The sequence below is a fragment of the Mucilaginibacter tolerans genome (genome assembly GCF_030519375.1).
GTDB lineage: Bacteria > Bacteroidota > Bacteroidia > Sphingobacteriales > Sphingobacteriaceae > Mucilaginibacter.
The window spans coordinates 49,117-72,542 of sequence record NZ_JAUMKB010000016.1; the positions used below are offsets into that span (position 1 = coordinate 49,117).

General features: G+C 42.5%; 20 protein-coding genes. 19 read left to right on the forward strand and 1 reads right to left on the reverse strand.

All coding sequences use genetic code 11. The annotated features are described in order from the left end of the window. Positions 1–28 precede the first annotated feature (28 nt). From Q3A68_RS18860 to Q3A68_RS18925, 14 genes are all read left to right on the forward strand, one after another. Positions 29–1,459 carry a Gfo/Idh/MocA family protein gene (locus Q3A68_RS18860; protein WP_302902679.1) on the forward strand — a complete coding sequence of 477 codons (1,431 nt, stop codon included), beginning with the start codon at positions 29–31 and terminating at the stop codon, positions 1,457–1,459. A gap of 77 nt (positions 1,460–1,536) precedes the next feature. Next, positions 1,537–2,106, forward strand: a complete 570-nt coding sequence (locus Q3A68_RS18865) for a gluconate 2-dehydrogenase subunit 3 family protein (protein WP_302902680.1) — start codon at positions 1,537–1,539, stop codon at positions 2,104–2,106. Positions 2,107–2,240: 134 nt separating this feature from the next. After that, a complete protein-coding gene (locus tag Q3A68_RS18870) occupies positions 2,241–3,413 on the forward strand; it encodes a Gfo/Idh/MocA family protein (RefSeq protein ID WP_302902681.1) in 1,173 nt (390 codons plus the stop codon). Between the two features lie 5 nt (positions 3,414–3,418). Then, on the forward strand, positions 3,419–4,474 hold the full coding sequence (locus Q3A68_RS18875) for a sugar phosphate isomerase/epimerase family protein (protein ID WP_302902682.1): 1,056 nt from the start codon (positions 3,419–3,421) through the stop codon (positions 4,472–4,474). 53 nt (positions 4,475–4,527) lie between these two features. Beyond that, positions 4,528–5,739: an MFS transporter gene (locus Q3A68_RS18880; protein ID WP_302902683.1), complete on the forward strand. Its 1,212-nt coding sequence runs from the start codon at positions 4,528–4,530 to the stop codon at positions 5,737–5,739. A gap of 55 nt (positions 5,740–5,794) precedes the next feature. Continuing rightward, positions 5,795–6,232, forward strand: coding sequence for a c-type cytochrome (locus tag Q3A68_RS18885; protein ID WP_302902684.1), 438 nt, complete (start codon positions 5,795–5,797; stop codon positions 6,230–6,232). 32 nt (positions 6,233–6,264) lie between these two features. After that, entirely contained in the window at positions 6,265–7,515 is a 1,251-nt protein-coding gene (locus tag Q3A68_RS18890) for a nucleoside permease (RefSeq protein ID WP_302902685.1), read from the forward strand. A 106-nt stretch (positions 7,516–7,621) separates the two neighbouring features. Then, positions 7,622–8,512 carry a hydroxypyruvate isomerase family protein gene (locus tag Q3A68_RS18895; protein ID WP_302902686.1) on the forward strand — a complete coding sequence of 297 codons (891 nt, stop codon included), beginning with the start codon at positions 7,622–7,624 and terminating at the stop codon, positions 8,510–8,512. A gap of 31 nt (positions 8,513–8,543) precedes the next feature. Continuing rightward, complete coding sequence (locus Q3A68_RS18900) at positions 8,544–9,422, forward strand: sugar phosphate isomerase/epimerase family protein (RefSeq protein ID WP_302902687.1); 879 nt, start codon at positions 8,544–8,546, stop codon at positions 9,420–9,422. A gap of 28 nt (positions 9,423–9,450) precedes the next feature. Then, positions 9,451–10,218, forward strand: coding sequence for a 3-keto-disaccharide hydrolase (locus Q3A68_RS18905; protein WP_302902688.1), 768 nt, complete (start codon positions 9,451–9,453; stop codon positions 10,216–10,218). 181 nt (positions 10,219–10,399) lie between these two features. After that, the gene (locus Q3A68_RS18910; RefSeq protein WP_302902689.1) at positions 10,400–12,853 is read left to right on the forward strand and encodes a glutaminase family protein; all 2,454 of its coding nucleotides are present in this window, start codon (positions 10,400–10,402) and stop codon (positions 12,851–12,853) included. 4 nt (positions 12,854–12,857) lie between these two features. Continuing rightward, complete coding sequence (locus Q3A68_RS18915) at positions 12,858–13,634, forward strand: NIPSNAP family protein (RefSeq protein ID WP_302902690.1); 777 nt, start codon at positions 12,858–12,860, stop codon at positions 13,632–13,634. A gap of 15 nt (positions 13,635–13,649) precedes the next feature. Beyond that, positions 13,650–15,092, forward strand: coding sequence for a phytoene desaturase family protein (locus Q3A68_RS18920; protein ID WP_302902691.1), 1,443 nt, complete (start codon positions 13,650–13,652; stop codon positions 15,090–15,092). After that, entirely contained in the window at positions 15,089–15,580 is a 492-nt protein-coding gene (locus tag Q3A68_RS18925) for a hypothetical protein (protein ID WP_302902692.1), read from the forward strand. The genes Q3A68_RS18920 and Q3A68_RS18925 overlap by 4 nt, the downstream gene beginning before the upstream one ends. Positions 15,581–15,586: 6 nt before the next feature. Here the strand turns inward: Q3A68_RS18925 and Q3A68_RS18930 are convergent, their stop codons facing one another. Next, on the reverse strand, positions 15,587–17,344 hold the full coding sequence (locus Q3A68_RS18930) for a family 43 glycosylhydrolase (protein WP_302902693.1): 1,758 nt from the start codon (positions 17,342–17,344) through the stop codon (positions 15,587–15,589). A gap of 216 nt (positions 17,345–17,560) precedes the next feature. On the opposite strand from Q3A68_RS18930, the gene Q3A68_RS18935 reads away from it, so the two are divergent. Genes Q3A68_RS18935 through Q3A68_RS18955 form a run of 5 tightly spaced genes read left to right on the forward strand, consistent with a single transcriptional unit; the run spans position 17,561 to position 23,417 of the window. Continuing rightward, positions 17,561–18,811: an efflux RND transporter periplasmic adaptor subunit gene (locus Q3A68_RS18935; RefSeq protein ID WP_302902694.1), complete on the forward strand. Its 1,251-nt coding sequence runs from the start codon at positions 17,561–17,563 to the stop codon at positions 18,809–18,811. 2 nt (positions 18,812–18,813) lie between these two features. Then, positions 18,814–20,268 (forward strand): TolC family protein, encoded by a 1,455-nt coding sequence (locus Q3A68_RS18940; RefSeq protein WP_302902695.1) that lies wholly within the window; start codon positions 18,814–18,816, stop codon positions 20,266–20,268. Continuing rightward, entirely contained in the window at positions 20,246–20,956 is a 711-nt protein-coding gene (locus Q3A68_RS18945) for an ABC transporter ATP-binding protein (RefSeq protein ID WP_489671738.1), read from the forward strand. The genes Q3A68_RS18940 and Q3A68_RS18945 overlap by 23 nt, the downstream gene beginning before the upstream one ends. A 21-nt stretch (positions 20,957–20,977) precedes the next feature. Further along, positions 20,978–22,210 carry an ABC transporter permease gene (locus Q3A68_RS18950; protein ID WP_302902696.1) on the forward strand — a complete coding sequence of 411 codons (1,233 nt, stop codon included), beginning with the start codon at positions 20,978–20,980 and terminating at the stop codon, positions 22,208–22,210. A gap of 25 nt (positions 22,211–22,235) precedes the next feature. Beyond that, positions 22,236–23,417, forward strand: a complete 1,182-nt coding sequence (locus Q3A68_RS18955; RefSeq protein ID WP_302902697.1) for an ABC transporter permease — start codon at positions 22,236–22,238, stop codon at positions 23,415–23,417. The last annotated feature ends 9 nt before the right edge of the window (positions 23,418–23,426 follow it).

A 23,426-nucleotide genomic window follows, 5' to 3' on the forward strand; every position in this document is an offset into this window, starting at 1 on the left:
AAATCACTAATTATTAAAACATATACCAATGACTGAAGAACCAAAAGATGCCCCTAAAAATCCCACAAGGCGGGATTTTATCAAGAATACTTCGCTCGCTGCTGCGGGCTTTATGATTGTTCCGCGTTTCGTTTTAGGCGGCAAAGGTTTTATTGCACCAAGTGATATGTTACAGGTTGCAGGTGTGGGTGCAGGTGGCAAAGGGCAGAGTGATATTGCAAATTTTGCCAAGAGCGGCAAAGCCAATATTGCTTATTTGTGTGATGTGGATGATCGCCAGGCTGCCACCAGTGTTAAAAATTTCCCTAAAGCTAAATACTATAAAGACTGGCGCGAGCTGTTGGATAAAGAGCATAAACACATAGACGGCGTTTCGGTGTCAACTCCCGATCATAACCACGCTATCATAGCCTATTCTGCAATGCAGTTGGGTAAAGGTGTATATGTTCAAAAACCAATGACCCATGATATTTGGGAAGCACGTTTACTAACGGAAGCTGCCAAAAAATACAAGGTGGTAACGCAAATGGGTAACCAGGGTTCATCAAATGATGGAACGCGTCAAATGGCCGAATGGTATGATGCAGGTATCATTGGTGATGTGCATACTGTTTATTGCTGGACAAACCGCCCGGTTTGGCCGCAAGGCATCGCATGGCCTTCACCGCAGCCCAATATTCCAAAAGAACTGGATTGGAATCTTTGGTTGGGAACGGCTCCGAAAAAAGACTATGTAGATAAACTAGTTCCGTTTAACTGGCGCGGCTGGTGGGATTACGGCACAGGCGCATTAGGCGATATGGGCTGTCACCTGGTTGAAGCACCATTCAGGGTATTGGGCTTGCAATATGTTAAGGATGTGCAGGCTAGTGTAGGGACGGTGTTTGTTGATGAATTTAAGCAGGGGCACTTCCCGGAAAGCTGTCCGCCATCGAGCCACATTACGATGACTTTCCCTAAAACGGGTAAGACTCAGGGCGATGTAACCCTTCACTGGATGGATGGAGGTATTCAGCCTGAAAGGCCTGAAGAATTAGGGCCAAACGAGCATTTCCCTGGTGAGCAAGGCAACGGTACGTTGTTTATCGGTACCAAAGGGAAAATGTATGCCAGCACTTATTCTGACGGAGCGACATTGTTGCCTTTGGCTCGTACTAAAGAAGTAACCGTACCTAAAAAATACGATAGGGTGCCACACGGTGCCGAAGGTCACTATGCACAATGGGTAGAAGGTTGTATTGCCGGTTATGGTAAGATGGAGATGAGTTCATCGTTTGAAAAAGCAGGCCCACTGACCGAAGCTTTGCTGATGGCCAACTTAGCTGTTCGCGGGCATGACCTTAGAGGTGGTCAAATCAAATACGAGTGGGATAACAATGCTATGAAAGTGAGCAATTTTGATGCAGTAAACGAATACGTAAAACGTAACTATAGGGAAGGATTTGTTTTAAAAGCATAAATTTAAAAACTATATTTAGTCCCGCAAACCAATTAATAAATCAGTAATTTCATTAATTCAATAAATCAACTAAAGAAATGAATAGAAGAGACGCAATCGGCAGGGTGGCCCTGATCATGGGCGGAACCCTTATAGGTGCCGAATATCTTTTATCGGGCTGTAAACCAAAGGCTGCCAAGGTAGAAGATCTGTTCAATACAGATCACGTAGCTTTCTTGAACGAGGTAGGTGAAACTATTTTACCAACTACCAGTACCCCTGGTGCAAAGGCTGCTGATGTAGGCAACTTTATGGCGGTAATGGTAAGAGATTGTTACGAACCTGCTGATCAGGATATATTCTTAAAAGGCCTGGATAAAATTGATGATGCTGCTAACAAAAAATTCAGCAAGAAATTTATGGATCTGGACGCCACCCAGCGCACCGCATTGTTAACCGATCTGGATAAAGAACAACAGGAATACTCAAAAACTAAAAAACCGAAAGATCCTAACCATTATTTCAGAATGATCAAAGAACTTACCTTGTTAGGTTACTTTACATCTGAAGTGGGATGTACAAAAGCATTACGCTATGTACCGGTACCAGGAAGATTTGACGGTTGCATCCCTTACAAAAAAGGTGATAAGGCCTGGGCGTTGTCGTGATAATTAGTTGATTAAGTGACTTGTTGATTAGGTTGATTGAGTTTAGTTTTGAAATTTATTTCGATTTGAACTTAATCGACCTAATCTAACTTAATCAACCATTCAACTACTAAACTAAAACTACTACACTATTTATGAGCAAAAGAAAATTGCGCATGGGTATGGTTGGCGGCGGTAAAGACGCCTTTATTGGTGCCATACATCGCATTGCTGCAAACATGGACGGGCTGATCGAGCTGGTTTGCGGTGCACTCAGCATTCACGAGGATGTAGCAAAAGAAAGCGGTAAAATGCTTTTCCTGCCCGAAGACAGAACCTATACCAGTTACGAACAAATGATAGCTGCCGAGGCTCGGCTGCCTGCAGACAAACGCATGGATTTTGTGACAATCGTTACCCCGAATTTCGCGCACTTTGGTCCGGCCATGATGGCACTGGATAACGGATTTAACGTGGTGATTGAGAAGCCGGTAACTTTTACCCTGGATGAAGCCAAACAACTGAAAAAGAAGGTTGAAGAAACCGGATTAATGTTATTACTGACGCATACTTATTCAGGCTATCCAATGGTAAAAGAGGCCCGCCAGCTGGTGAAAGGCGGCGCTTTGGGTAAAGTCCGTAAAATATATGTTGAATACCACCAGGGATGGCTGAGCAAACTTTCAGAACGTGAAGGTAATGCGCAGGCCGCATGGAGAACTGACCCTAAACGCTCGGGCAAAAGCGGTTGTATGGGTGATATAGGGACACATGCTGCTCACTTAGCCGAATATATTTCAGGATTGAAGATCACACAAATGTGTGCTTCGTTAAATACTGTTGTTGAGGGCCGTTTACTGGACGACGACGGTGGCATACTGCTGCGGTTTGAACAGAATGCGACTGGTGTGCTTACCGCCTCGCAGATAGCTGCCGGCGAAGAAAATGCTTTGAAGATTCGTGTGTATGGCGAAAATGGCGGTTTGGAATGGGCACAACAGGAGCCAAACACTCTGACTGTTAGGTGGAGCGATAAACCTGCCCAGACTTTCCGTGCAGGCAATAACTATTCAGATCGTGAATCAACCTATGCTACGCACAACTGCCGTACTCCGGGAGGTCACCCTGAAGGATATTTGGAAGCATTTGGCAACCTTTACCGCAATTTCGCTTTGAGTCTGAGTGCCAAACTGAATGGCGAAGAGCCGCACAAAGAATGGCTGGATTTTCCGGGTATTGAAGACGGTATAAGAGGAATGGCATTTATCGACAATGTTGTTGCTTCAAGCCAGTCGGATAAAAAATGGACTGATTACGTTATTAATTAAGCATTATGAGAACCATCAAGGGGCCGGCAATCTTTTTGGCGCAATTCATCGGCGACCAGGAACCGTTTAATAACTTAACATCGATATGTAAATGGGCAAAGAGCCTTGGTTACAAGGGCGTGCAACTGCCTACAAATGATACCCGTTTTATCGATCTTCAAAAAGCAGCCGAAAGCAAAACTTATGCTGATGAGATAAAAGGGCAGGTGAATTCTTGTGGATTAGAAATCACGGAATTGTCTACCCACTTACAAGGGCAATTAGTTGCTGTAAACCCTGTTTACGATACCCTTTTTGACGCATTTGCACCACAAGCTTATAAAAATAATCCTGTTGAACGTCAGAAATGGGCTGTTCAGCAGGTTAAATATGCAGCTAAAGCATCGCAAAATTTAGGATTGAATGCGTCTGTTACATTCAGCGGTGCATTGCTTTGGCCAATGGTTTACCCGTGGCCGCAACGCCCTGCCGGTTTGGTTGAAACTGGTTTTAAAGAATTAGCCAAACGCTGGAGACCTATACTAGATTATTACGAAGAGTGTGGTATCGATTTATGCTACGAAATTCATCCGGGTGAAGATTTGCATGACGGCATTACTTATGAAATGTTCCTGGATCATGTCGATCAGCATAAGCGTGCCTGCCTGTTGTACGATCCTTCACACTTTGTACTGCAATGCCTCGATTATCTGGAATACATTGATAATTATCATGAGCGGATCAAAATGTTCCATGTGAAGGATGCTGAGTTTAACCCAACGGGCAAGCAAGGTGTTTATTGCGGTTACCAGAATTGGGTTGAACGTGCAGGTCGTTTCCGTTCGTTAGGGGATGGTCAGGTTGATTTTAAAAGTATTTTTAGTAAATTGACTCAATATGATTATACAGGATGGGCTGTGCTGGAGTGGGAGTGCGCACTGAAACATCCGGAAGATGGTGCAAGAGAAGGTGCCGGATTTATTAAAGATCATATTATAAGGGTAACGGAAAAAGCATTTGATGATTTTGCCGCCTCCGGATCAGACGAAACTTTTAATCGCAGGTTACTGGGATTAGAATAATCATCGCCTTGTAATTAAACTAAAGAAACCAATATAACCCTAAAATAAAATTCATGCAGACTATAAACCGTACTCAACTCTTTCGGGCAAGTTGTTTGTCCCTTTTAGTTACCTCACTGTCATTTGGTATTCGTGCCGGCATCCTAAATAAACTGGGCACCGATTTTCAGTTGGATAAAGCACAATTAGCTTCAATCACCGCAACTGCTTTTTATGGATTCCCTATAGCTGTAGTCATCGGTGGTTTTATAGTTGATATCATCGGAATGAAACGATTGCTGGTAATGGCATTCTTGTTCCATCTGGCAGGGATACTATTAACAATTTTTGCCCAGGGATTTTGGACATTATATATCTCAACTCTGTTAGTCGGACTTGCAAACGGGACAGTTGAGGCAGCGTGTAATCCTTTGGTAACTTCGTTATATACCGATAATAAAACAACCAAACTGAATCACTTTCACTTATGGTTTCCCGGAGGCATAGTGATTGGCACATTGATCGTGCTTCTGTTGAATAAGATTGGCTTGGGCTGGCAGATACAGGTAGGCTTAATGCTTATTCCTACGTTGGTATATGGCTATCTATTCTCTAAACTGGATTTCCCTGTTACCGAAAGGGTTGCTTCCGGTGTTTCAACTGCAGGAATGTACCGGGCGCTTTGGAACCCACTATTTATTTTCATGTTCATTTGTATGTTCGGAACAGCTATAACCGAATTGTTTACTGGACAGTGGATAGATGTATTGTTAAAGAATGTCACTGACAATGCGATCCTTATATTAACACTCGATACTGGTGTAATGGTGGTTGGCCGCGCATTTGCCAAACCTGTATTAAAACTTTTTCCACCACAGGTGTTATTGTTAATATCAACTACATTGGCTGCTTTAGGAATATATCTGCTAAGTACCGTAACTGGTCCGGCAATATATGGTGCGGCTGTTATATTTGGTATGGGGGTTTGTTATTTTTGGCCCACCATGCTTGGGTTTGTCAATCAAAACCTGCCAAAAACAGGTGCAGTTGGCTTAAACCTGATGGGCGGTGCTGGTATGTTTGCTGTATCTATCTACACCATATTCATGGGCTCATATTATGATAACATTGTTAAAGAGGCAAATGGTGATAACAGCTTTGCAGGACAAAAAATATTACAGACAACACTGGTTATTCCGATCGCATTAATAGTAGCTTTTGGCGGTTTAGTATTATATATGCGTTATAAAAACAAAACACAACCGATAGCTAATCCGGTAGTTTAAAAAATTTATAAATTGCGCTTAATTAAAATTTAATCAAGCTATAATAACCTCTAAAATGAAAAAGACATTCATCGTTCTGGGCTTAAGCCTTGCACTCGCTGCTTGCGGCGGCAGTAAATCTAACAGCGGATCAGCTGACAGCACATCAGCTGCTAACAAAACCGCTACGGCAAGCAATTCCGATGCAGCGCAGGATACAGCGGCAAGCCATAACGGTACTGAGAAAACTGCGGGAACGCCTTCAGCAGCGGGAGCTCAATTGATTGCTAAATCAGACTGCGGCACTTGCCATAAAGAACAAGAAAAACTGATTGGCCCCGCCTTCGCAGATGTGGCAAAAAAATATACTTCGTCGGATGCTGATACGCTGGCTAACAAAATCATTAAAGGTGGTAGCGGCCACTGGGGAACAGTTCCAATGAGCCCGCACCCAACCATTTCTGTGGGCGACGCCAAATCAATGGTTAATTATATTTTATCCTTGAAAAAATAGGGATATAAACTTCTTATCCAAATAAACAAACCATGACCGCAGGTATCCGGGTTAAACTATCTACGATGATGTTCCTCGAGTTTTTTATCTGGGGGGCATGGTTTGTTACCATGGGCACGTATCTGACCAAGGGACTTCATTCGACCGATGTTCAAAGCGCAACAGCTTATGCAACACAATCATTTGGAGCTATCATCGCCCCATTCATTGTAGGCCTTATTGCCGATAAGTATTTTTCTGCACAAAAAATTCTGGGCGTTTTGCACCTGTTTGGCGCAGCATTAATGTACTATGAATATAAAGCACCCGACTTTGGTGGTTTTTATCCGGGTATATTGGCTTACATGATCATTTATATGCCGACTCTGGCATTAGTGAATTCGGTTTCCTTCAAACAAATGGCCAATCCCAGTAAAGAGTTTCCGCCAATTCGTATTTTTGGAACAGGTGGATGGATAGCTGCAGGATTGATCATTGGGTGGCTGCAATGGGAGCAAAAAGGGGCGTTATCCTCGACATTCTTAATGGCTTCTATAGCTTCCTTAGGCTTGGGTTTATTGAGCTTTACCCTGCCTGATACTCCGCCCGCAAAAAAAGGTCAGAAAACATCGCTTGGTGATATTATAGGCCTTGATTCGATTGGCTTATTAAAGAATAGATCTTACCTGGTATTCTTCCTGGCATCGATTGCTATTTGTATTCCCCTGGCATTTTACTACAATTTCACCAATCCTTTCTTAAATGAAGTAGGTATGAAATCAGCCGCGGGGGTTCAAACTTTAGGACAGTTCTCCGAATTAGGCTTTATGGCCTTAATGCCATTCTTTTTTGTGCGTTTGGGTGTCAAGAAAATGCTTGCATTTGGTATGTTGGCCTGGGCGCTGCGCTACGTATGTTTTGCTTATGGCGACGTAGGCGCAAATTACTGGATGTTAATTGCTGGCATAGTACTGCACGGCGTTTGTTATGACTTCTTTTTTGTCACAGGATATATTTACACAGACAGACTGGCTGGTGATCGCTTTAAAAGTGCAGCGCAGGGGTTTATTACATTGGCAACATATGGCGTGGGTATGCTGATCGGCTTTTCGATCGCCGGATCGGTAGTTGGCCACTGGCAAACATCTCCGACTTCACATAACTGGCAATCTATTTGGTTGGTGCCGTGTGGAATCGCAATAGTGGTATTGCTATTATTTATGTTGCTTTTTACCGATAAGAACAAAACAGAAACACAACCAGGATTAGATATTGAGGAACCTTCCGCAAACCTGGAAATATAACTTAATTTGAAAATGTATCGATTTGAAGATTTGGAAATTAACAAGCACATGATCCGCAAATCATTTTCAAATTATCACACTTTCAAATTTTCAAATAAACTAACCAATGAATAACTCACAAAATCGTCGGTCGGCAATTAAGAACCTGATTGCAGGCACGGCCGCAATAACCGCATCTGGAATGATATCATCGTTCACCTCGCCTGCCGATAACGAGCAGGAATTTGCTCCTTTAAAAGGAAATATCAATCACTCGGTAAGCCCATGGTGCTACAGCGAACTGACACTGGACCAATTGTGCGAAGTGTCTAAAAGTATTGGCATCAAAGGAGTCGACCTATGTGGCCCAAAGGACTGGCCTACGCTACAAAAACATGGTATGTATTCACCGATGTGCAACGGAGCCGAAATCAACCTCACAGATGGTTTCGGTGATAAACAGTTCCACGCAACTTTGCAGAAAAACTATACCGAAATGATTCCACTGGTGGAAAAGAACGGCTATACCAATCTAATCTGTTTTAGCGGTAGCCGCAGGGGAAAAAGTGATGAAGAAGGCTGGAAAAACTGTGAAGAAGGACTGAAGCCGCTGGTGGCGCTAGCCGAAAAACATAAGGTAGTTTTATGCATGGAGCTGTTGAACAGCAAAATTGACCATAAGGATTATCAATGTGATCGCGTAGAGTGGGGTGTAGAGTTGGCAAAACGCATTAATTCTGAAAACTTTAAGCTGTTGTTTGATATTTATCATATGCAGATAATGGAAGGTGATATCATCAGAAACATTAATGATTATCATAAATATATCGCTCATTTTCATACTGGCGGCATACCCGGCAGGCACGAGATTGATGATACGCAAGAATTGTATTATCCTGCAGTAATGAAAGCCATTGCTGCAACCGGCTTTAAAGGTTATGTGGGACAGGAATTTGTCCCTAAGGAGAAAGATAAAATTGGATCGCTGCGCAAAGCGATTCAAATATGTGATGTGTAATAACTTAACCAATCTATCTAAGCAATAAATAATGACTACAAGAAGAAAATTTCTGGCCCAGGCCGGATTAGCAACGGCGGGAGTATTTGTCGCCCCATCGCTGCTGAAGGCTGTTTCCGTACATAAACCAGGTATACAATTATATTCATTGCGCGATCAGTTGCCAAAGGATGTAAAAGGTGTGATAGGCAAAGTGGCTAAAGCTGGCTATAAAGAGGTTGAAACGTTTGGCTATGATGCGAAAACGGGCTACTGGGGCTTACAGTCAAAAGATTTTGCCAAGCTTCTAAAAGATAATGGCCTGAGCTCACCAAGCGGTCACTATGGCATCGACTCTTTCTTTGGAAAGGGTGATACCGAAGATCTGAAACGCTATATGGAAGTGGCGAATACTATCGGGCAAAGCTATATCATTATCCCTTCATTAAATGGTGAATTCATCAAAACGGTTGACGAGTGCAAAACTGTAGCTGAAAAAATGAATAAAGCGGCTGATCTTTTAAAAACAGCTAACTTAAAACTGGGCTACCATAACCACAATTTTGAATGGAAACCACTTGGCGGAGGTGCGACCTTTTATGATACTATCCTGAAAGAAACTGACCCTAAGCTGGTACACATGGAGATGGATATTTTCTGGGTAGTTCGCGCGGGTCAAAATCCTATTGAGATACTGGCGAAACATCCGGGAAGGTTTGCTTTCGCCCACGTGAAAGACAGAGACAAAGTAAAAACCGATCTGAACACAGAAATAGGTAAAGGCAGTATTGATTTTAAGGCCATTATTCCGAAAGCAAAAGCTGCGGGTGTAAGACACTTTATGATGGAGCAGGAAAACTTCACCAACATTGATCCGTTTGTGAGCATTACCCAGAGCTGCTATTACATGAAGAATACACTAAACATATAATACCAATTGTTCAAACCAAACTAAATTAATGATGAAAAAAACGATCATATTAACCGCCCTGTTAGCAGGAGGGGCTGTTATGGCGTTCGCGCAGCAAGCAAAACCCGAAGACACCGAAACTTGGGAACCAATTCCCAAAGTTGTTACCCCCGGTGCAACTTTTAAAGATGCTCCTTCGGATGCAATTATACTTTTTGACGGCAAAAATCTGGATGAATGGGTTCAAAATGCTGATGGCTCGCCAGCAAAATGGGATGTTGCTGATGGCATATTGACCGTGAACAAGAACTACGGTAACATTGAAACCAAACGCAAATTCAACAGTTATCAGTTGCATTTAGAATGGCGCGTACCTGCCAATATCACTGGTAGCGGACAGGCAAGAGGCAACAGTGGATTGTTCCTGGCATCAACTGGTAAAGGTGACGCAGGTTACGAATTGCAGGTTTTGGATTCGTACAATAACAAAACTTACGTGAATGGTATGGCAGGAAGCTTGTACAAACAAGCTATTCCGCTCGCAAACCCGGGCCGCAAACCCGGTGAGTGGCAGACTTATGATGTGATTTGGAATGCACCTGCATTTAACACAGACGGTACTGTTAAAACGCCTGCCCATGCTACTGTATTCTTCAATGGTGTATTGGTCGAAAATAATTTTGAGTTGAAAGGCCCAACCTTGTACATCGGTAAACCTGAGTACAAAGCTCATGGGGCATGTCCTATCAAATTACAAGCACATGGCGACAAAAGTGAGCCGTTAAGCTTCCGCAACATTTGGATACGCGAGTTATAATCTTAAAAACTAAATAATAAAAAAGGGTTGCCAACTGGTTGGCGACCCTTTTTTATTGCTTTTGTAACAAATATATTGATGATTCAGTCGTTGACAGTTAATGCCACATAATAACTGTTTGTCCAACATTTTTTAGATTATATTTGTCATTCATAACCTAAAAAACATACTTCTTACCAACATGAAAAAAGCTTTCTTATTGTCGGCTCTTCTATTGTATTGTATCTCTGTTTTTGCACAGATGCAGAAAGCTCCGGCTTATCCGTTGATCACTCACAACACCTATTTCAGCATCTGGTCGTTTACCGATCAATTGAATGATTCGCCTACCAAACACTGGACAGGCAAGGATCAATCGATGATAGGTTTTATAAAAGTGGATGGTGACGCGTACCGTTTTATGGGACAGGAGCCAAAATCGTACAAAACTATTTTGCCTGCCGCAGATGAACAGGCTTACGACTGTAAATACACCGAAACACAACCCGCCGAAGGCTGGCAATCAGAAAAATTTGACGACAAAGGCTGGGAAACAGGTGCTGCTCCTTTTGCAGATAGCAAGCCCAAAGGCAAAACCGTATGGAAAAATGACCTCTGGATTCGTCGCACTTTTGAGATTAGCAATGCTGATGCATATAAGCTCTTTTTAAAATTGAGCCATGATGACGACGCGGAAGTGTTTCTGAATGGTGAAAAGGTACTGGACAGACCAGGAGCCAATGGCGATTTTGAAATGTTCCCAATCAAAAATGTGTTGAAGAAAGGAACAAACGTTCTTGCGATACATTGTAAGAATACAGGTGGTGACACCTTCCTTGATGCAGGTCTGGCAGAACAGGAAAAAACAAAGTCGGACGAAACCATCAAGCAAGCCGTACAAACCAACGTAACCGTTACTGCCACACAAACAAATTATAAGTTTAAATGTGGCAAAGCCGATTTGTTATTGACTTTCACTTCACCTTTACTACTTAACGATCTTGCGGTTTTTCAAAGGCCGGTATCCTACATTACCTACAAAGTCCGCTCGAATGATGGCAAGCAACACAATGTAAAAGTATTCTTCGGTGCTTCTACCGAGATTGCTGTAAACAAACCGACACAGGAAGTTGCGGCTGAATCGGCAGATGATAACAAACTTTCTATCCTAAAGGCAGGAACTGTAGAGCAACCTATCTTAAAGAAAAAGGGCGATGACCTCCGCATCGACTGGGGGTATATGTACGTTGCTGCACCAAAGTCGGCTAGCGTATTACAATACATCAGCAGCGAAAAAGAAATCGGTAATCCATTTTTAACTAAAGCCCCAACGAGTAAAGAGGCCGTAAAAGGCCGGGAGTTATCATTAAATACCATCCTATCCTTTGGCAATGTAGGAGCAACTTATGCTGAGAAGTTTGTTGAGCTTGGCTACGATGACCTGTACGCAGTAGAATACTTCGGCACGCAGCTAAAACCATGGTGGAAAAACAGCGGTGCGACTATTGACCAGGAACTAAATATTGCTGCAATTGAATATGCCGCTGTGATGAAAAAATGCACGGCATTCAACATTAAAATTTACCAGGATGCATTGAAAGCCGGCGGGGAAAAGTATGCGAAACTTTGCGTATTAGCTTACCGTCAAAGCATTGCTGCGCATGCATTAGTTAAAAGTCCGCAGGGTGAGATATTATTCCTATCAAAAGAGAATTTCAGCAATGGCTCCATTAATACCGTCGATGTAACTTATCCATCAGCTCCGCTTTACCTGGCTTATGCTCCAAAGTTTTTGGAAGGTATGTTGAACGGCATTTTCTATTACAGCGAGAGCGGCAAGTTTAAGGATGATTTCGCCGCGCACGACTTGGGAACGTACCCTTTAGCCAACGGCCAAACCTATGGTGAAGGCATGCCTGTAGAGGAATCAGGCAATATGATCATAATGACCGAAGCGATAGTTAAAGCAGAAAACAACCCGGCTTTTGCCAAAAAACACTGGGCAACTTTAACCAAATGGGTTAAATACCTGGAGAAGGCTGGCTTCGATCCGGAAAATCAATTGTGTACCGATGATTTTGCCGGACATTTGGCTCATAATGCCAACCTTTCTGCCAAAGCTATTGTTGGGATCGCTTGCTATGCCCGTTTGGCTGACCGGTTAGGAGAAAAAGCTGTTGCAGAAAAATATCGCAAAACTGCTGCTGAAATGGTCAAAAACTGGATGAATATCGACAATGCAGGTGATCATTATTCGCTGGTGTTTGGCAATAAGAATAGCTGGAGCCAGAAGTATAACCTGGTTTGGGATAAAGTATTGGGATTAAACTTATTCCCTCAGAGCGTTTATAACAAAGAGATTACTTATTACCTAACCAAACAAAATAAATTCGGATTACCTTTGGATAGCAGGAAAACCTATACGAAATCGGACTGGATCATGTGGACAGCGACTTTAGCTAATAACCCCGCAAACTTTAAAGCATTGACCGATCCGATTTATAAATATGCCACAGAAACGACTACCAGAGTTCCTCTGAGCGACTGGCACGAAACGACTGATGGCAGAATGGTAGGCTTTCAGGCCCGCAGCGTAGTTGGCGGGTATTTTATGCAGGTGCTTGCAAATAAATGGCTGACAAAAAACAAAAAATAAACCCATGAATAAGCTGATTAAAACATTATTGATCCTCATTTTTATCGTTCAGGGATTCATCCTAAAAGCAAGTGCTGCCAGTCAACAGTATTATGAGCTGAAAGTTTATCATATAAAAACACCAAGCCAGCAGGAAAGGCTGGACAAATATCTGAAAGATGCTTATCTCCCTGCATTACACCGCAAAGGGTTAGGCAATGTAGGTGTTTTCAGGACCCTGGAACAAGATACAGATAAGCGAGTGTATGTCTTGATCACCTTCAACAATGTTGCACAAATGGAGAAGGTAGAAGAAGGCCTGATGCAGGATAAAGAATTGCTCGAAGCGGGTAAAGATTATCTGGATGCAGCATACAATGAGCAACCCTATACCCGTATGGAGACCATTATTTTGAAAGCATTTCCAAAATGGCCTGCGGCAACGGTTCCACAACTGACTGCAAAGAAGGCTGATCGTATTTATGAACTGCGCAGCTATGAAAGTCCGACGGAAAAACTGAACGTAAACAAAGTAAAAATGTTTAATGACGGAGGGGAAACGGCATTGTTTAACCGGCTTAAGTTTAATGCGGTGTTTTATGCCGAAGTGCTTGCCGGAAGTCATCAGCCAAACCTGATGTACATGACGACGTTTAATAGCAAAGAGGACAGGGAGCAACATTGGAAGGCATTTTCTGATGATCCGGAATGGAAGACATTGGTGGCAAAGCCGGAGTACCAGCACAATGTATCAAAGGCCGATATTATATTTCTTCACCCGGCAGATTATTCCGACTTTTAGGATTTAAAGCCATGAATGAAGCTTGAAAAGCGCCAATATGATGCAGTAATAGTTGGTTCCGGTCCGAACGGATTGGCAGCCGCCATATTAATGCAGCAAAACGGTCTTTCGGTTTTACTGATAGAAGGTAAAGAAACGATAGGCGGGGGGATGCGCTCAGCAGAGCTGACACTCCCCGGCTATCTTCATGATATTTGTTCTGCCATTCACCCACTGGCAGTTTCCTCACCATTTTTTGAGACACTCCCTCTTGCCAAGTATGGATTGGAATTCATCTATCCGGATATTGCAGCAGCACACCCTTTTGATAATGGCGCGGCAGCTATTTTAAAGAATTCGATAGAAGAAACAGCATCTCAGTTTGGTATCGATGAAAAGGCTTATATCGATCTGATTCAACCTGTTGTAAACGATTGGCCTTTGATGGCCTCCGATGTCTTAGGTCCGCTTCACATTCCCAGGCATCCTATTGCAATGGCAAGATTTGGCTTGAAAGCATTTCGGTCGGCCTCATCAATTGCAGGCAGTTTCAAAACCGAAAAAACAAAAGGATTATTTGCCGGAATGGCAGCACACTGCATGCAGCCGTTAACCAATTTAAGCTCCGCGGCTACCGCACTGGTGTTAATGTCCGCAGCCCATATAAAAGGCTGGCCTTTGCCTAAAGGAGGCTCACAGCAGATTGCGAATGCATTAGCATCCTATTTTATATCGCTTGGCGGAAAGATCGAAACTAATACTGACATCACATCACTGGGTCAGCTGCCTTCATCAAATGCGGTATTGTTTGATATTACACCCAGACAATTGCTGCAGATTGCCGGGCATAAATTCTCCGGTATCTATAAATGGCAGTTGCGACGTTACCGGTATGGCATGGGCATATTTAAGATTGATTGGGCATTAGATGGGCAAATACCTTTTATCAATGAATTATGCCGTCAAGCTGGTACAGTACATTTGGGTAATACTTTTGCCGAAATAGCCTCGTCAGAGCAATCTGCCTGGAATGGTCGAATTGCTGAAAAGCCTTTTGTGCTGATGGCGCAGCAAAGCCTTTTTGACAGTTCACGCGCGCCTGAAGGCAAGCAGACCGCCTGGGCCTATTGCCATGTGCCTGGTGGATCGACCATAGATATGACAGAGGCAATTGAACGGCAGGTAGAGCGCTTTGCGCCGGGTTTCAAGGATCGCATATTGGCAAGACATACAATGAATCCCATCCAGGTAGAAGAATATAATCCTAACTATATTGGGGGAGATATTAACGGTGGCGCTTTTGACCTAGGACAATTATTCACCAGGCCCGCTTTAAGATGGTCGCCTTACCGGACATCAGCCAAAGGATTGTATATCTGTTCATCATCCACTCCGCCAGGTGGTGGGGTACATGGAATGTGCGGGTACCATGCGGCAAAACGTGCGATGAAGGACGTTTTTTCAATAGATGTAAAATGAAATTAATAGACTCAACTGCGGAAATATTGGCATTCAAAGTACTAAACCGAAATATTGATAAGCGGTGGGTCAATTGGGCCACTGATATGTTGATGTCAGGCTTTGACACGGAAAATCTAATTATCCTTGCCGGCGAACAGGTGCCTTATAACCAATTTGAACTAATAGGTTTAACAAATAAAATTTTTGATGAACTGAATATTGACTTAAGCGATGATGATACAATTATTAAGAAATATGCGTGCTATCTGATAAATAAAGCGTTGACAGGCGAAATGCAAGCTGATGATGTTTTAAACATCTTGAAAGTACTTTGCATAGAGCTTGACTATGATCGAAACCTATATGATTTTTATTTGCTGTACTTTGCTAAAGAGGACTTGAAATACTCAGATAATCAATGGTATTGGAACGGGGCCGACAAAGCCAATATTAATACTATTATCTACGATTATTTTGTTGGTTGGAAGCAAAACTGCTCAAATTGACCTTTCCTATTTCACCTCAATCACCTTTGATCGCTGCGATATCCCATTCTCATTAAAAGATTCGATCTGGAAATAATAAGGCAGGCTTTTCTCCATTCCATTGAAGAAATATTCATTTTTGCCATACACCATCACATTGCTATATAATTTATCGGGTGCAATGCCCATGTATATAGTGTAGCCAATAGCGTTATCAACCGGCTGCCACCTGATCCACGAGTTTCTGCGTTCGGTGTCGCCACGCAGCACCATAAATTCTTTCACGGTATCCGGTTTTGCACCTGTGCCTTTGCCGAAAGCGCGGAAACCCGATAAAGCAAACATACCAGTCGGCATGTGAATATTGACGATCTTTAAATAACGTGCTTTAACAGGTGTTTTCAGGTCGATATAATCATGAGGAACGTCTGTTTTGTTTTTGCTCTTATCAACCAGCGCCTTCCAGTTTTTACCGTCAATCGACGAGTAAATAATATATCGTGTATAAACACCGTGTGATTTGCCCAGGAACTCCGCGTCCTGATCGGCGTAATTTACCTGGATGGCATTTACCGTGCTTACTTCACCCAAATCAGATTTGAGCCATTCGCCTTTATTGGCTGTTTTAGCACACCAATAGGTTTTGATGTCTTCATCTACAGCATAATTCGGTTCAAAACCGCCAAGTGTTGAGGAAACCTCGACAGGTTTGTTATAATTCAGTATCATCCAGCCGGTAAAATTACTTTTTAGGTGATCTTCATTGCCTGTTGGCAGGTATTGCGGATAATCGCCATAAGCGGTATTGCAATAAAGTACGCCGTCTTTATCAAAACCCGCAGGCCAGAAACCAATACGACGCTCGAAATTATTCTTCACGTTTACTACCATAGTAGATATATGCCAGTAATTGCCATATTTATCGGCCCAGGTAGCACCATGACCGGCCCCTTTGGCAAAGCCGCCCGGTTTATAGCAGAATGGATTATGGTTTTGATAAGTGAACGGCCCGAGTGGTTTATCACCTACATAAACACCGTCCGCATAACCGCGACCTTCAGTGCCTGATCCGCCAAATTGAAGGTAATATTTGCCATTGTGCTTATTCATCCAGGATCCTTCCATAAATCCTCCTAAAAACACATTGTCGTTGTTCTCGCCAAAGCGCTCCCAGCCGTGTTCGTTATAATCAAGGTGTAACGTTTCTACTTTTGGACCGATTGGCTCAAATGTTTTACGGTCAATCTCCTGTCCATATAAAGGTAGTGTATTACTTGACCCATGATAGATATAGACGCGCCCGTCATCATCAGCAAACATACCCGGATCCCAGGCGCCTACTTTAAAGTAGTCCTTTGCTGGTTTCCAATCATCCTTAGTCGGATTGGTGCTCATCCATAGGGTAAAATCTTTATTGTACGTTGAACCGATCACCAGCAAAGTATCACCCAAAACCAACGTAGCAGGGGCACACAGTTCGTCGCCCTGGTTCTCATTATAGGGCCTTAAAAAACGTCTCGAAACAAAACGCCAGTTCAGCATATCGTCGCTGTACCAATACCCAAACTGGTTGGTAGAAAATAGGTAATATTTGCCCTTAAACAATGTGACGGTCGGATCAGCTGTCGCACGATGGCGCCCCCATTTGGAAAAATCCTTAAAAGGGGTATAACCATAATCGAGATTCAACGGATTGCAGTAGGTGAGCTGTTTTTGCTGTGCATTGGTTTGCGCAAAAAAGCATAGGCAGACGATCAATAACAGATAGCCGGACAGTCGTTTCATGAGTGGATTTAATACCGGTAAAACAAAGCTAATATAGGTAGTTTAAAAGGCTAAATAGACCTTTAATTCAATTTCTAAAGGACAATGGATTTGTCCATAATCAAATATTTTGTCCGATATCGATCACTTTTTTTCAACCTAAAATTCATAAATGACTATAAATCAAAATATTGACTTTGGTATAGGTATTGCAAGGTACTGTGTAAAATATTTAATATGGATACCGAGATTACAGCGGAAGTAGTACAACAAAAAAGGAAAAGAGGAATCTTCTATGGCCTTATTGCTGTAGCTATTATAATCATCATAATTGTGTTGATCAGGACGTGGCTGGGGTCTTCAGTAAATGCTTCGGAGATCAATACCGCTAAAGTGGAAATAGGAAATGTTGAGAATACGTTGAATGCCACAGGGGAAGTGCTACCCGAGTTTGAAGAAGTGATCACCAGCCCGATAAATGCTTCGATCAAAAATGTAGTAACTGACGCCGGTGGTAAAGTGAAGACCGGGCAATCTATCCTCACACTTGATAAGTCAGCTTCTGAAAATGACTATGCCAAAATGAAATTCCAACTAGAGACCAAGAAAAATGAGATCAGCAAACTGAAACTCGACCTGGAAAAAAGCTATTACGACATTCAGTCCAATAATGATATCAAACAACTCCGCATAGGCAACCTGACCGACGCAGTTGAAAACGCCAAAAGATTATTCAAAGCAGGCGGCGGTACGCGTGAGGATATTGAGCAGGCAGAGTTGAACCTGAAAGTGGCCCAACTGGAAAAGAAACAGATCGAGAACGAGATAAAAAGTAAGCAGAAAACCATGCAGCTCGAAGAAAAAGAAGCGGAAATAGCGGCCGCTATTCAGCAAAATGACTTGAACGAATTGCAACGTAAGCTGAACCTGGCCAATGTGGTGGCAACACGTAGCGGGGTGGTAACCTACGTCAACAAAAATATCGGGGCCAATATAAAAGAGGGTGAAACACTGGCTCGCATTGCTGATTTGAGCAGTTTCAAAGTGACAGGTAGCCTATCAGACAGTTACCTCGATCAACTGCACAACAGTATGCCCGTAATCGTCCGCTTTAATGATACTCAATTGCGCGGAAGCGTGTCCAACATTAATCCATCTGTGCAAAATGGCATTATCACTTTTGATATACAACTGGAAGAACGTAACAATAAGCAGCTGCGGCCGAATATGAAAGTGGATGTTTACCTGGTAACCGCGGTGCACAATAAAGTGATGCGTGTAGCTAATGGTCCAGCCTTTAAAGGCGCAAGTCCGCAGGAAGTTTTTGTGCTCAGTAATGGAAAGGCAGAAAAACGAAGTGTTCATACCGGCCTCAGCAATTTTGATTTTGTTGAACTGAAAGATGGCGTGAAGCCCGGCGATGCGGTGATCACCTCGGATATGACAGAGTTTAAGAATTCAAAGGAATTAACTGTTAAAGGCAATTGATCGTGAAATATCTATATATCATACTATTATTACTCATCAGCTCAAGAGCATTTTGCTCAGATGCCGATACGATCAGGCTTTCGCTGCACGATGTGGTTGAACTGGCTAAGGGTAATTCCATTGCCTCAAAGCAGGCTGTCACCACACGCGCAACCAAATATTGGCTGTGGCGCACCTACAAATCAAACTATAATCCGCAGTTATCACTAAGCGGTAATTTGCCCGGGTATAGTAAAACAACTTCACCTGTAATTCAGCCTGACGGATCCATCTTGTTTCAACAGGTACATAATGATAATTCGCAAATGACGCTAAATTTTAGCCAATCTATTACGGCTACCGGCGCTACTATTTATGGCGAAAGCCAGTTGCAACGGTTTGATGATTTCGACAGACATAACGTATTATACAATGGCGTGCCTTATGCGATAGGGGTCAGTCAACCTATCGGCCAGTACAACGGTTTGAAATGGGACAGAAAGATTCAGCCATTATTGTACAACGAAAGTAAACAGGCTTATATCGAGGCGCAGGAGCAAATATCTATTAAGGCAGAAGGGTTCTTTTTCGACTTGCTATTGGCGCAGGTTAATCTGCAAATTGCTCAGACCAATTATACCAATACGGAGAATATCCTGAAGATAGCTAAAATGAAATTCGATCTGGGAAAAGTAACCAGGAACGAGATATTGCAACTCCAATTGGAATTATTGAATGCAAAAAAGGCGGTAGGAATTGCCAAACGTGACATCGAAGTTTCAACACTGACATTGCGGAGTTTTATCAGCCAGGAAGGAAGTGATAAGATCGAACTCGTTTTGCCGGAAACCATCAGCGATATGAGTGTAACCTCAGACAGAGTTTTGGCGGAGGCATATGCCAATCGCTCAGACGCTATAGCCTTTGTGCGTAGGATAGCTGAGGCTAAGCGTGATGTGGCCGTTGCCAAAGGACAAACCGGGCTTACCGCCTCCCTTACCGCCAACCTGGGTTTTTCAAATACTGCTGCCAATATTCCCGATGTTTACCGTTCGCCGCAAAACCAACAGTTGGTACAGTTAACATTTTCGATCCCGGTATTGGATTGGGGAAGATCGAAATCAAAAATAAAAACCGCTGAAGCGAACGAGAAATTTACCGAATATGCAGTAGAACAGGATAAACAAACCTTCAAACAGCAGATAGTAACCCAGGTAACTCTATTTAACCAAATGAAAGAACAGGTAGCTTTAACAGAACAGGCCGATAGTATAGCCGGCGAAAAGTATAAAATTGCAAAGGAACGTTATGTTTTGGGTAACCTGAGTATCACCGATCTGAGCATTGCCTTTCAGGAAAATGACCAGGCAAAAAGAGATTATATAGCAGCCCTGCGCGACTTCTGGGGTGCATATTATCAGCTACGCTACCTATCGCTGTTTGACTTTGAAAAAAATGAAAAAATCAACTATAAATGAATCAAATAACCATCAACACAATATGATACGTTTACAAAACATTGAAAAAGTTTACCGTACCGATACGGTTGAAACACTGGCGCTTAACAAGGTGAACCTTGATGTGGCCAAAGGCGAATTCTTATCCATTATGGGCCCGTCCGGCTGCGGAAAAAGCACGCTTCTTAATATTATCGGCCTGCTGGATGAACCGTCAAAAGGGGAGATCAGAATTGATGATCAGAAAACCGAAAATCTGTCAGATAAGCAATTGGCTCAGTTTCGCAATAGCAAACTTGGTTTTATTTTCCAGAGCTACCATTTGATCAATGACTTGCAGGTACTGGATAATGTCGAATTGCCATTGCTGTATCGTAACACAACGGCCAAGGAAAGAAAGCAATTGGCCACCGAAGCATTAGCCAAGGTGGGTCTGTCGAACAGAATCAAGCATTTTCCCACGCAACTTTCAGGCGGTCAGAAGCAGCGCGTTGCTATAGCCAGAGCGATAGTTGGTCGCCCGGAAATTATTTTGGCCGACGAGCCCACCGGTAACCTGGACAGTGCTATGGGGAACGAGATCATGGATATCCTGTTACAGTTAAATAAAAATGACGGCACCACAATCGTAATGGTTACGCACGATGAAAACATGGCCCATAAAACCCATCGGTTGGTACGCCTATTTGACGGATCACAGGTTCAGTAATCACTTTTAAGAGAGACAGCCATGCTTAAGAATTATTTCAAAATTGCCATTGCGGTTTTAAGGCGAAGGAAGTTCTTCACCTTCATCAGCCTGTTTGGTATCAGTTTTACGTTAACTATCCTGTTGGTACTCACTGCATTTATCGATAAAGTGGTTGGGGATAATTATCCGGATAAAAAGAGGGACAGGTCACTTTACGTTTCCCGTGTATCACAAACAGGGAAAAATACCATGTCATCGAGCCCTCCTTCATTTTATTTTCTGGATCACTATGTGCGGACGATTAAAACGCCGATCACAATTGCTATTTCTTCCGGATTTAATGGTACCAATACCTATGTTAATAATAAGAAGATAGCGGTAAACTACAAATACACTAATTCCGAATATTGGGAAGTACTCGAATATGATTTTCTTGAGGGAAAAGCATTTAGTAAACAACAGGTAGCCAACTCAGACAAGGTTGCAATAATCTCTGCTGATATGAAGAAGGAGTATTTCGGCGATGTCCCAAATGTAGTCGGCCAGTACATTGAGGCGGACAATGTGAAATACAGGGTGATTGGTGTTGTTCAAAATGTACCTATTACCAGTTATATGACCTATAGTGATATTTATCTGCCTTATACAGTAGCAAAAGATGGAGACTATAAAAACAATAAAGGTTATCAGGGTGGGTACTATGGAATTTTATTGGCTAACTCTGCAAGCGATCTTGACAAACTGCATAATGAGTATGAGCAAATGATACAAAGGCTGAAACCTGAGCAAAAGGAATTTGATAGGGTGAGTAGCCACGCTGATAATTATATCAGATCATACGTCGATACAGGGGATGACAGGCATTCCGGGGTATTTATTGTGGTAACCGCCATCAGCATATTTGCATTTATATTGATGATATTACCAACGCTCAACCTGGTGAATATCAATATTACCCGTATTATGGAGCGCTCGTCGGAGATCGGCGTACGTAAAGCATTTGGGGCCTCATCAAGCACACTCGTTTACCAGTTTATTGTCGAGAACATTATACTGACCTTGTTGGGCGGTGTAATTGGCGTAATACTTTCATTTATCGTATTGCAGGTAATCAACAGTGCTCACCTGATCGCCAACCTGGAGTTAAGTATCAATTTTATGGTATTGTTTATCGGCCTACTGGTTTGTCTCGTTTTTGGGTTGATATCCGGCGTTTACCCAGCCTGGCGCATGTCGAAACTAAATGTAGTAACTGCCCTAAAGGCGCAATAAATTAATGTAGATAAATAAAGATATTATGACAAAGCATTTATTTAAACTGATTTGGAACAAGAAGAAACAAAACTTTCTGCTGATGTCTGAAATGCTGGTTTCGTTTCTGGTCATATTTGCGGTGTTTACGCTGATGGTATATTACTACAACAACTATAAGAAAACCATGGGGTTTGATTATGAGAATCTTTGGCTGGTAAACTATAATAATACTTATCAAACCAAAAGCACCGATTCGCTTAATACTTTTTATGACAATTTGAGGCAAACTATTAAATCAATGCCGCAAGTGAAAGAAGTTAGTTTTTGTAGTAGCAATGTCCCGTTATCCCAAAATCAATGGACAGGTGATGCGCATTATAAAAAAATAGCAATAGGCGTCGACCATTATATAGCGGATGATAATTATAAAAATGCCATGAACCTGCAGTTATTGGAAGGCCGGTGGTTTAATAAAGCCGATGCCAATTTAAAAACTAAGCCAATAATCATTAGTGATGCAACGCGCGAGAAACTATTCGGCAATGAAACTGCGCTTGGCAAGATGATCGGTGTTGAAGATGGTAAGTTTGATTATAAGGTCGTTGGGGTGATACAGGGGGTAAAAGCAAGAGGTGATTATTCGCCAGCTAAACCAGCTATTTATCTCAGAACGGATACCGGCTCATATAGTTCACTTGGCAAGATGATGGTGAAAGTGACGCCCGATGCCGATGCAGCTTTTGAAGGGAAATTGTATAAAACCTTGGCCAATTACATGAGAGACTCCCACGTAGAGATTGAGCATATGGTGAACAAACGCAAAAGCACTAACTTATTCAGCTTGGTACCAATGATTGTGACATTGATCGTAGCCTGCTTCCTTGTGATCAACGTTGCTTTGGGGTTATTCGGGGTTTTATGGTATAATATTAATAAAAGAAGAGGCGAGATCGGATTACGCCGTGCAATAGGCGCTTCTGGACAATCAGTATCATCTCAACTGGTATCTGAATCACTAATATTGGCTACGCTATCTTTGATTATTGGGACGTTCTTCGCAATCCAGTTTCCGCTATTAAATGTGTTCGACCTGAAAGCCGAAATTTATATTGTGGCTATGATCCTGTCGATCATATTTATTTACCTTTTGGTATTTGTTTGCTCGCTTTATCCTGGCAAACAGGCGGCGGCTATTTATCCGGCGGTGGCTTTACATGAAGAATAATTGCGATAT

Coding starts and splice junctions, on each gene's coding strand:
- Q3A68_RS18860 (WP_302902679.1), top strand. CDS start 29: ATGACTGAAGAACCAAAAGATGCCCCTAAAAATCCCACAAGGCGGGAT.
- Q3A68_RS18865 (WP_302902680.1), top strand. CDS start 1,537: ATGAATAGAAGAGACGCAATCGGCAGGGTGGCCCTGATCATGGGCGGA.
- Q3A68_RS18870 (WP_302902681.1), top strand. CDS start 2,241: ATGAGCAAAAGAAAATTGCGCATGGGTATGGTTGGCGGCGGTAAAGAC.
- Q3A68_RS18875 (WP_302902682.1), top strand. CDS start 3,419: ATGAGAACCATCAAGGGGCCGGCAATCTTTTTGGCGCAATTCATCGGC.
- Q3A68_RS18880 (WP_302902683.1), top strand. CDS start 4,528: ATGCAGACTATAAACCGTACTCAACTCTTTCGGGCAAGTTGTTTGTCC.
- Q3A68_RS18885 (WP_302902684.1), top strand. CDS start 5,795: ATGAAAAAGACATTCATCGTTCTGGGCTTAAGCCTTGCACTCGCTGCT.
- Q3A68_RS18890 (WP_302902685.1), top strand. CDS start 6,265: ATGACCGCAGGTATCCGGGTTAAACTATCTACGATGATGTTCCTCGAG.
- Q3A68_RS18895 (WP_302902686.1), top strand. CDS start 7,622: ATGAATAACTCACAAAATCGTCGGTCGGCAATTAAGAACCTGATTGCA.
- Q3A68_RS18900 (WP_302902687.1), top strand. CDS start 8,544: ATGACTACAAGAAGAAAATTTCTGGCCCAGGCCGGATTAGCAACGGCG.
- Q3A68_RS18905 (WP_302902688.1), top strand. CDS start 9,451: ATGATGAAAAAAACGATCATATTAACCGCCCTGTTAGCAGGAGGGGCT.
- Q3A68_RS18910 (WP_302902689.1), top strand. CDS start 10,400: ATGAAAAAAGCTTTCTTATTGTCGGCTCTTCTATTGTATTGTATCTCT.
- Q3A68_RS18915 (WP_302902690.1), top strand. CDS start 12,858: ATGAATAAGCTGATTAAAACATTATTGATCCTCATTTTTATCGTTCAG.
- Q3A68_RS18920 (WP_302902691.1), top strand. CDS start 13,650: ATGAAGCTTGAAAAGCGCCAATATGATGCAGTAATAGTTGGTTCCGGT.
- Q3A68_RS18925 (WP_302902692.1), top strand. CDS start 15,089: ATGAAATTAATAGACTCAACTGCGGAAATATTGGCATTCAAAGTACTA.
- Q3A68_RS18930 (WP_302902693.1), bottom strand. CDS start 17,344: ATGAAACGACTGTCCGGCTATCTGTTATTGATCGTCTGCCTATGCTTT.
- Q3A68_RS18935 (WP_302902694.1), top strand. CDS start 17,561: ATGGATACCGAGATTACAGCGGAAGTAGTACAACAAAAAAGGAAAAGA.
- Q3A68_RS18945 (WP_489671738.1), top strand. CDS start 20,246: ATGAAAAAATCAACTATAAATGAATCAAATAACCATCAACACAATATG.
- Q3A68_RS18950 (WP_302902696.1), top strand. CDS start 20,978: ATGCTTAAGAATTATTTCAAAATTGCCATTGCGGTTTTAAGGCGAAGG.
- Q3A68_RS18955 (WP_302902697.1), top strand. CDS start 22,236: ATGACAAAGCATTTATTTAAACTGATTTGGAACAAGAAGAAACAAAAC.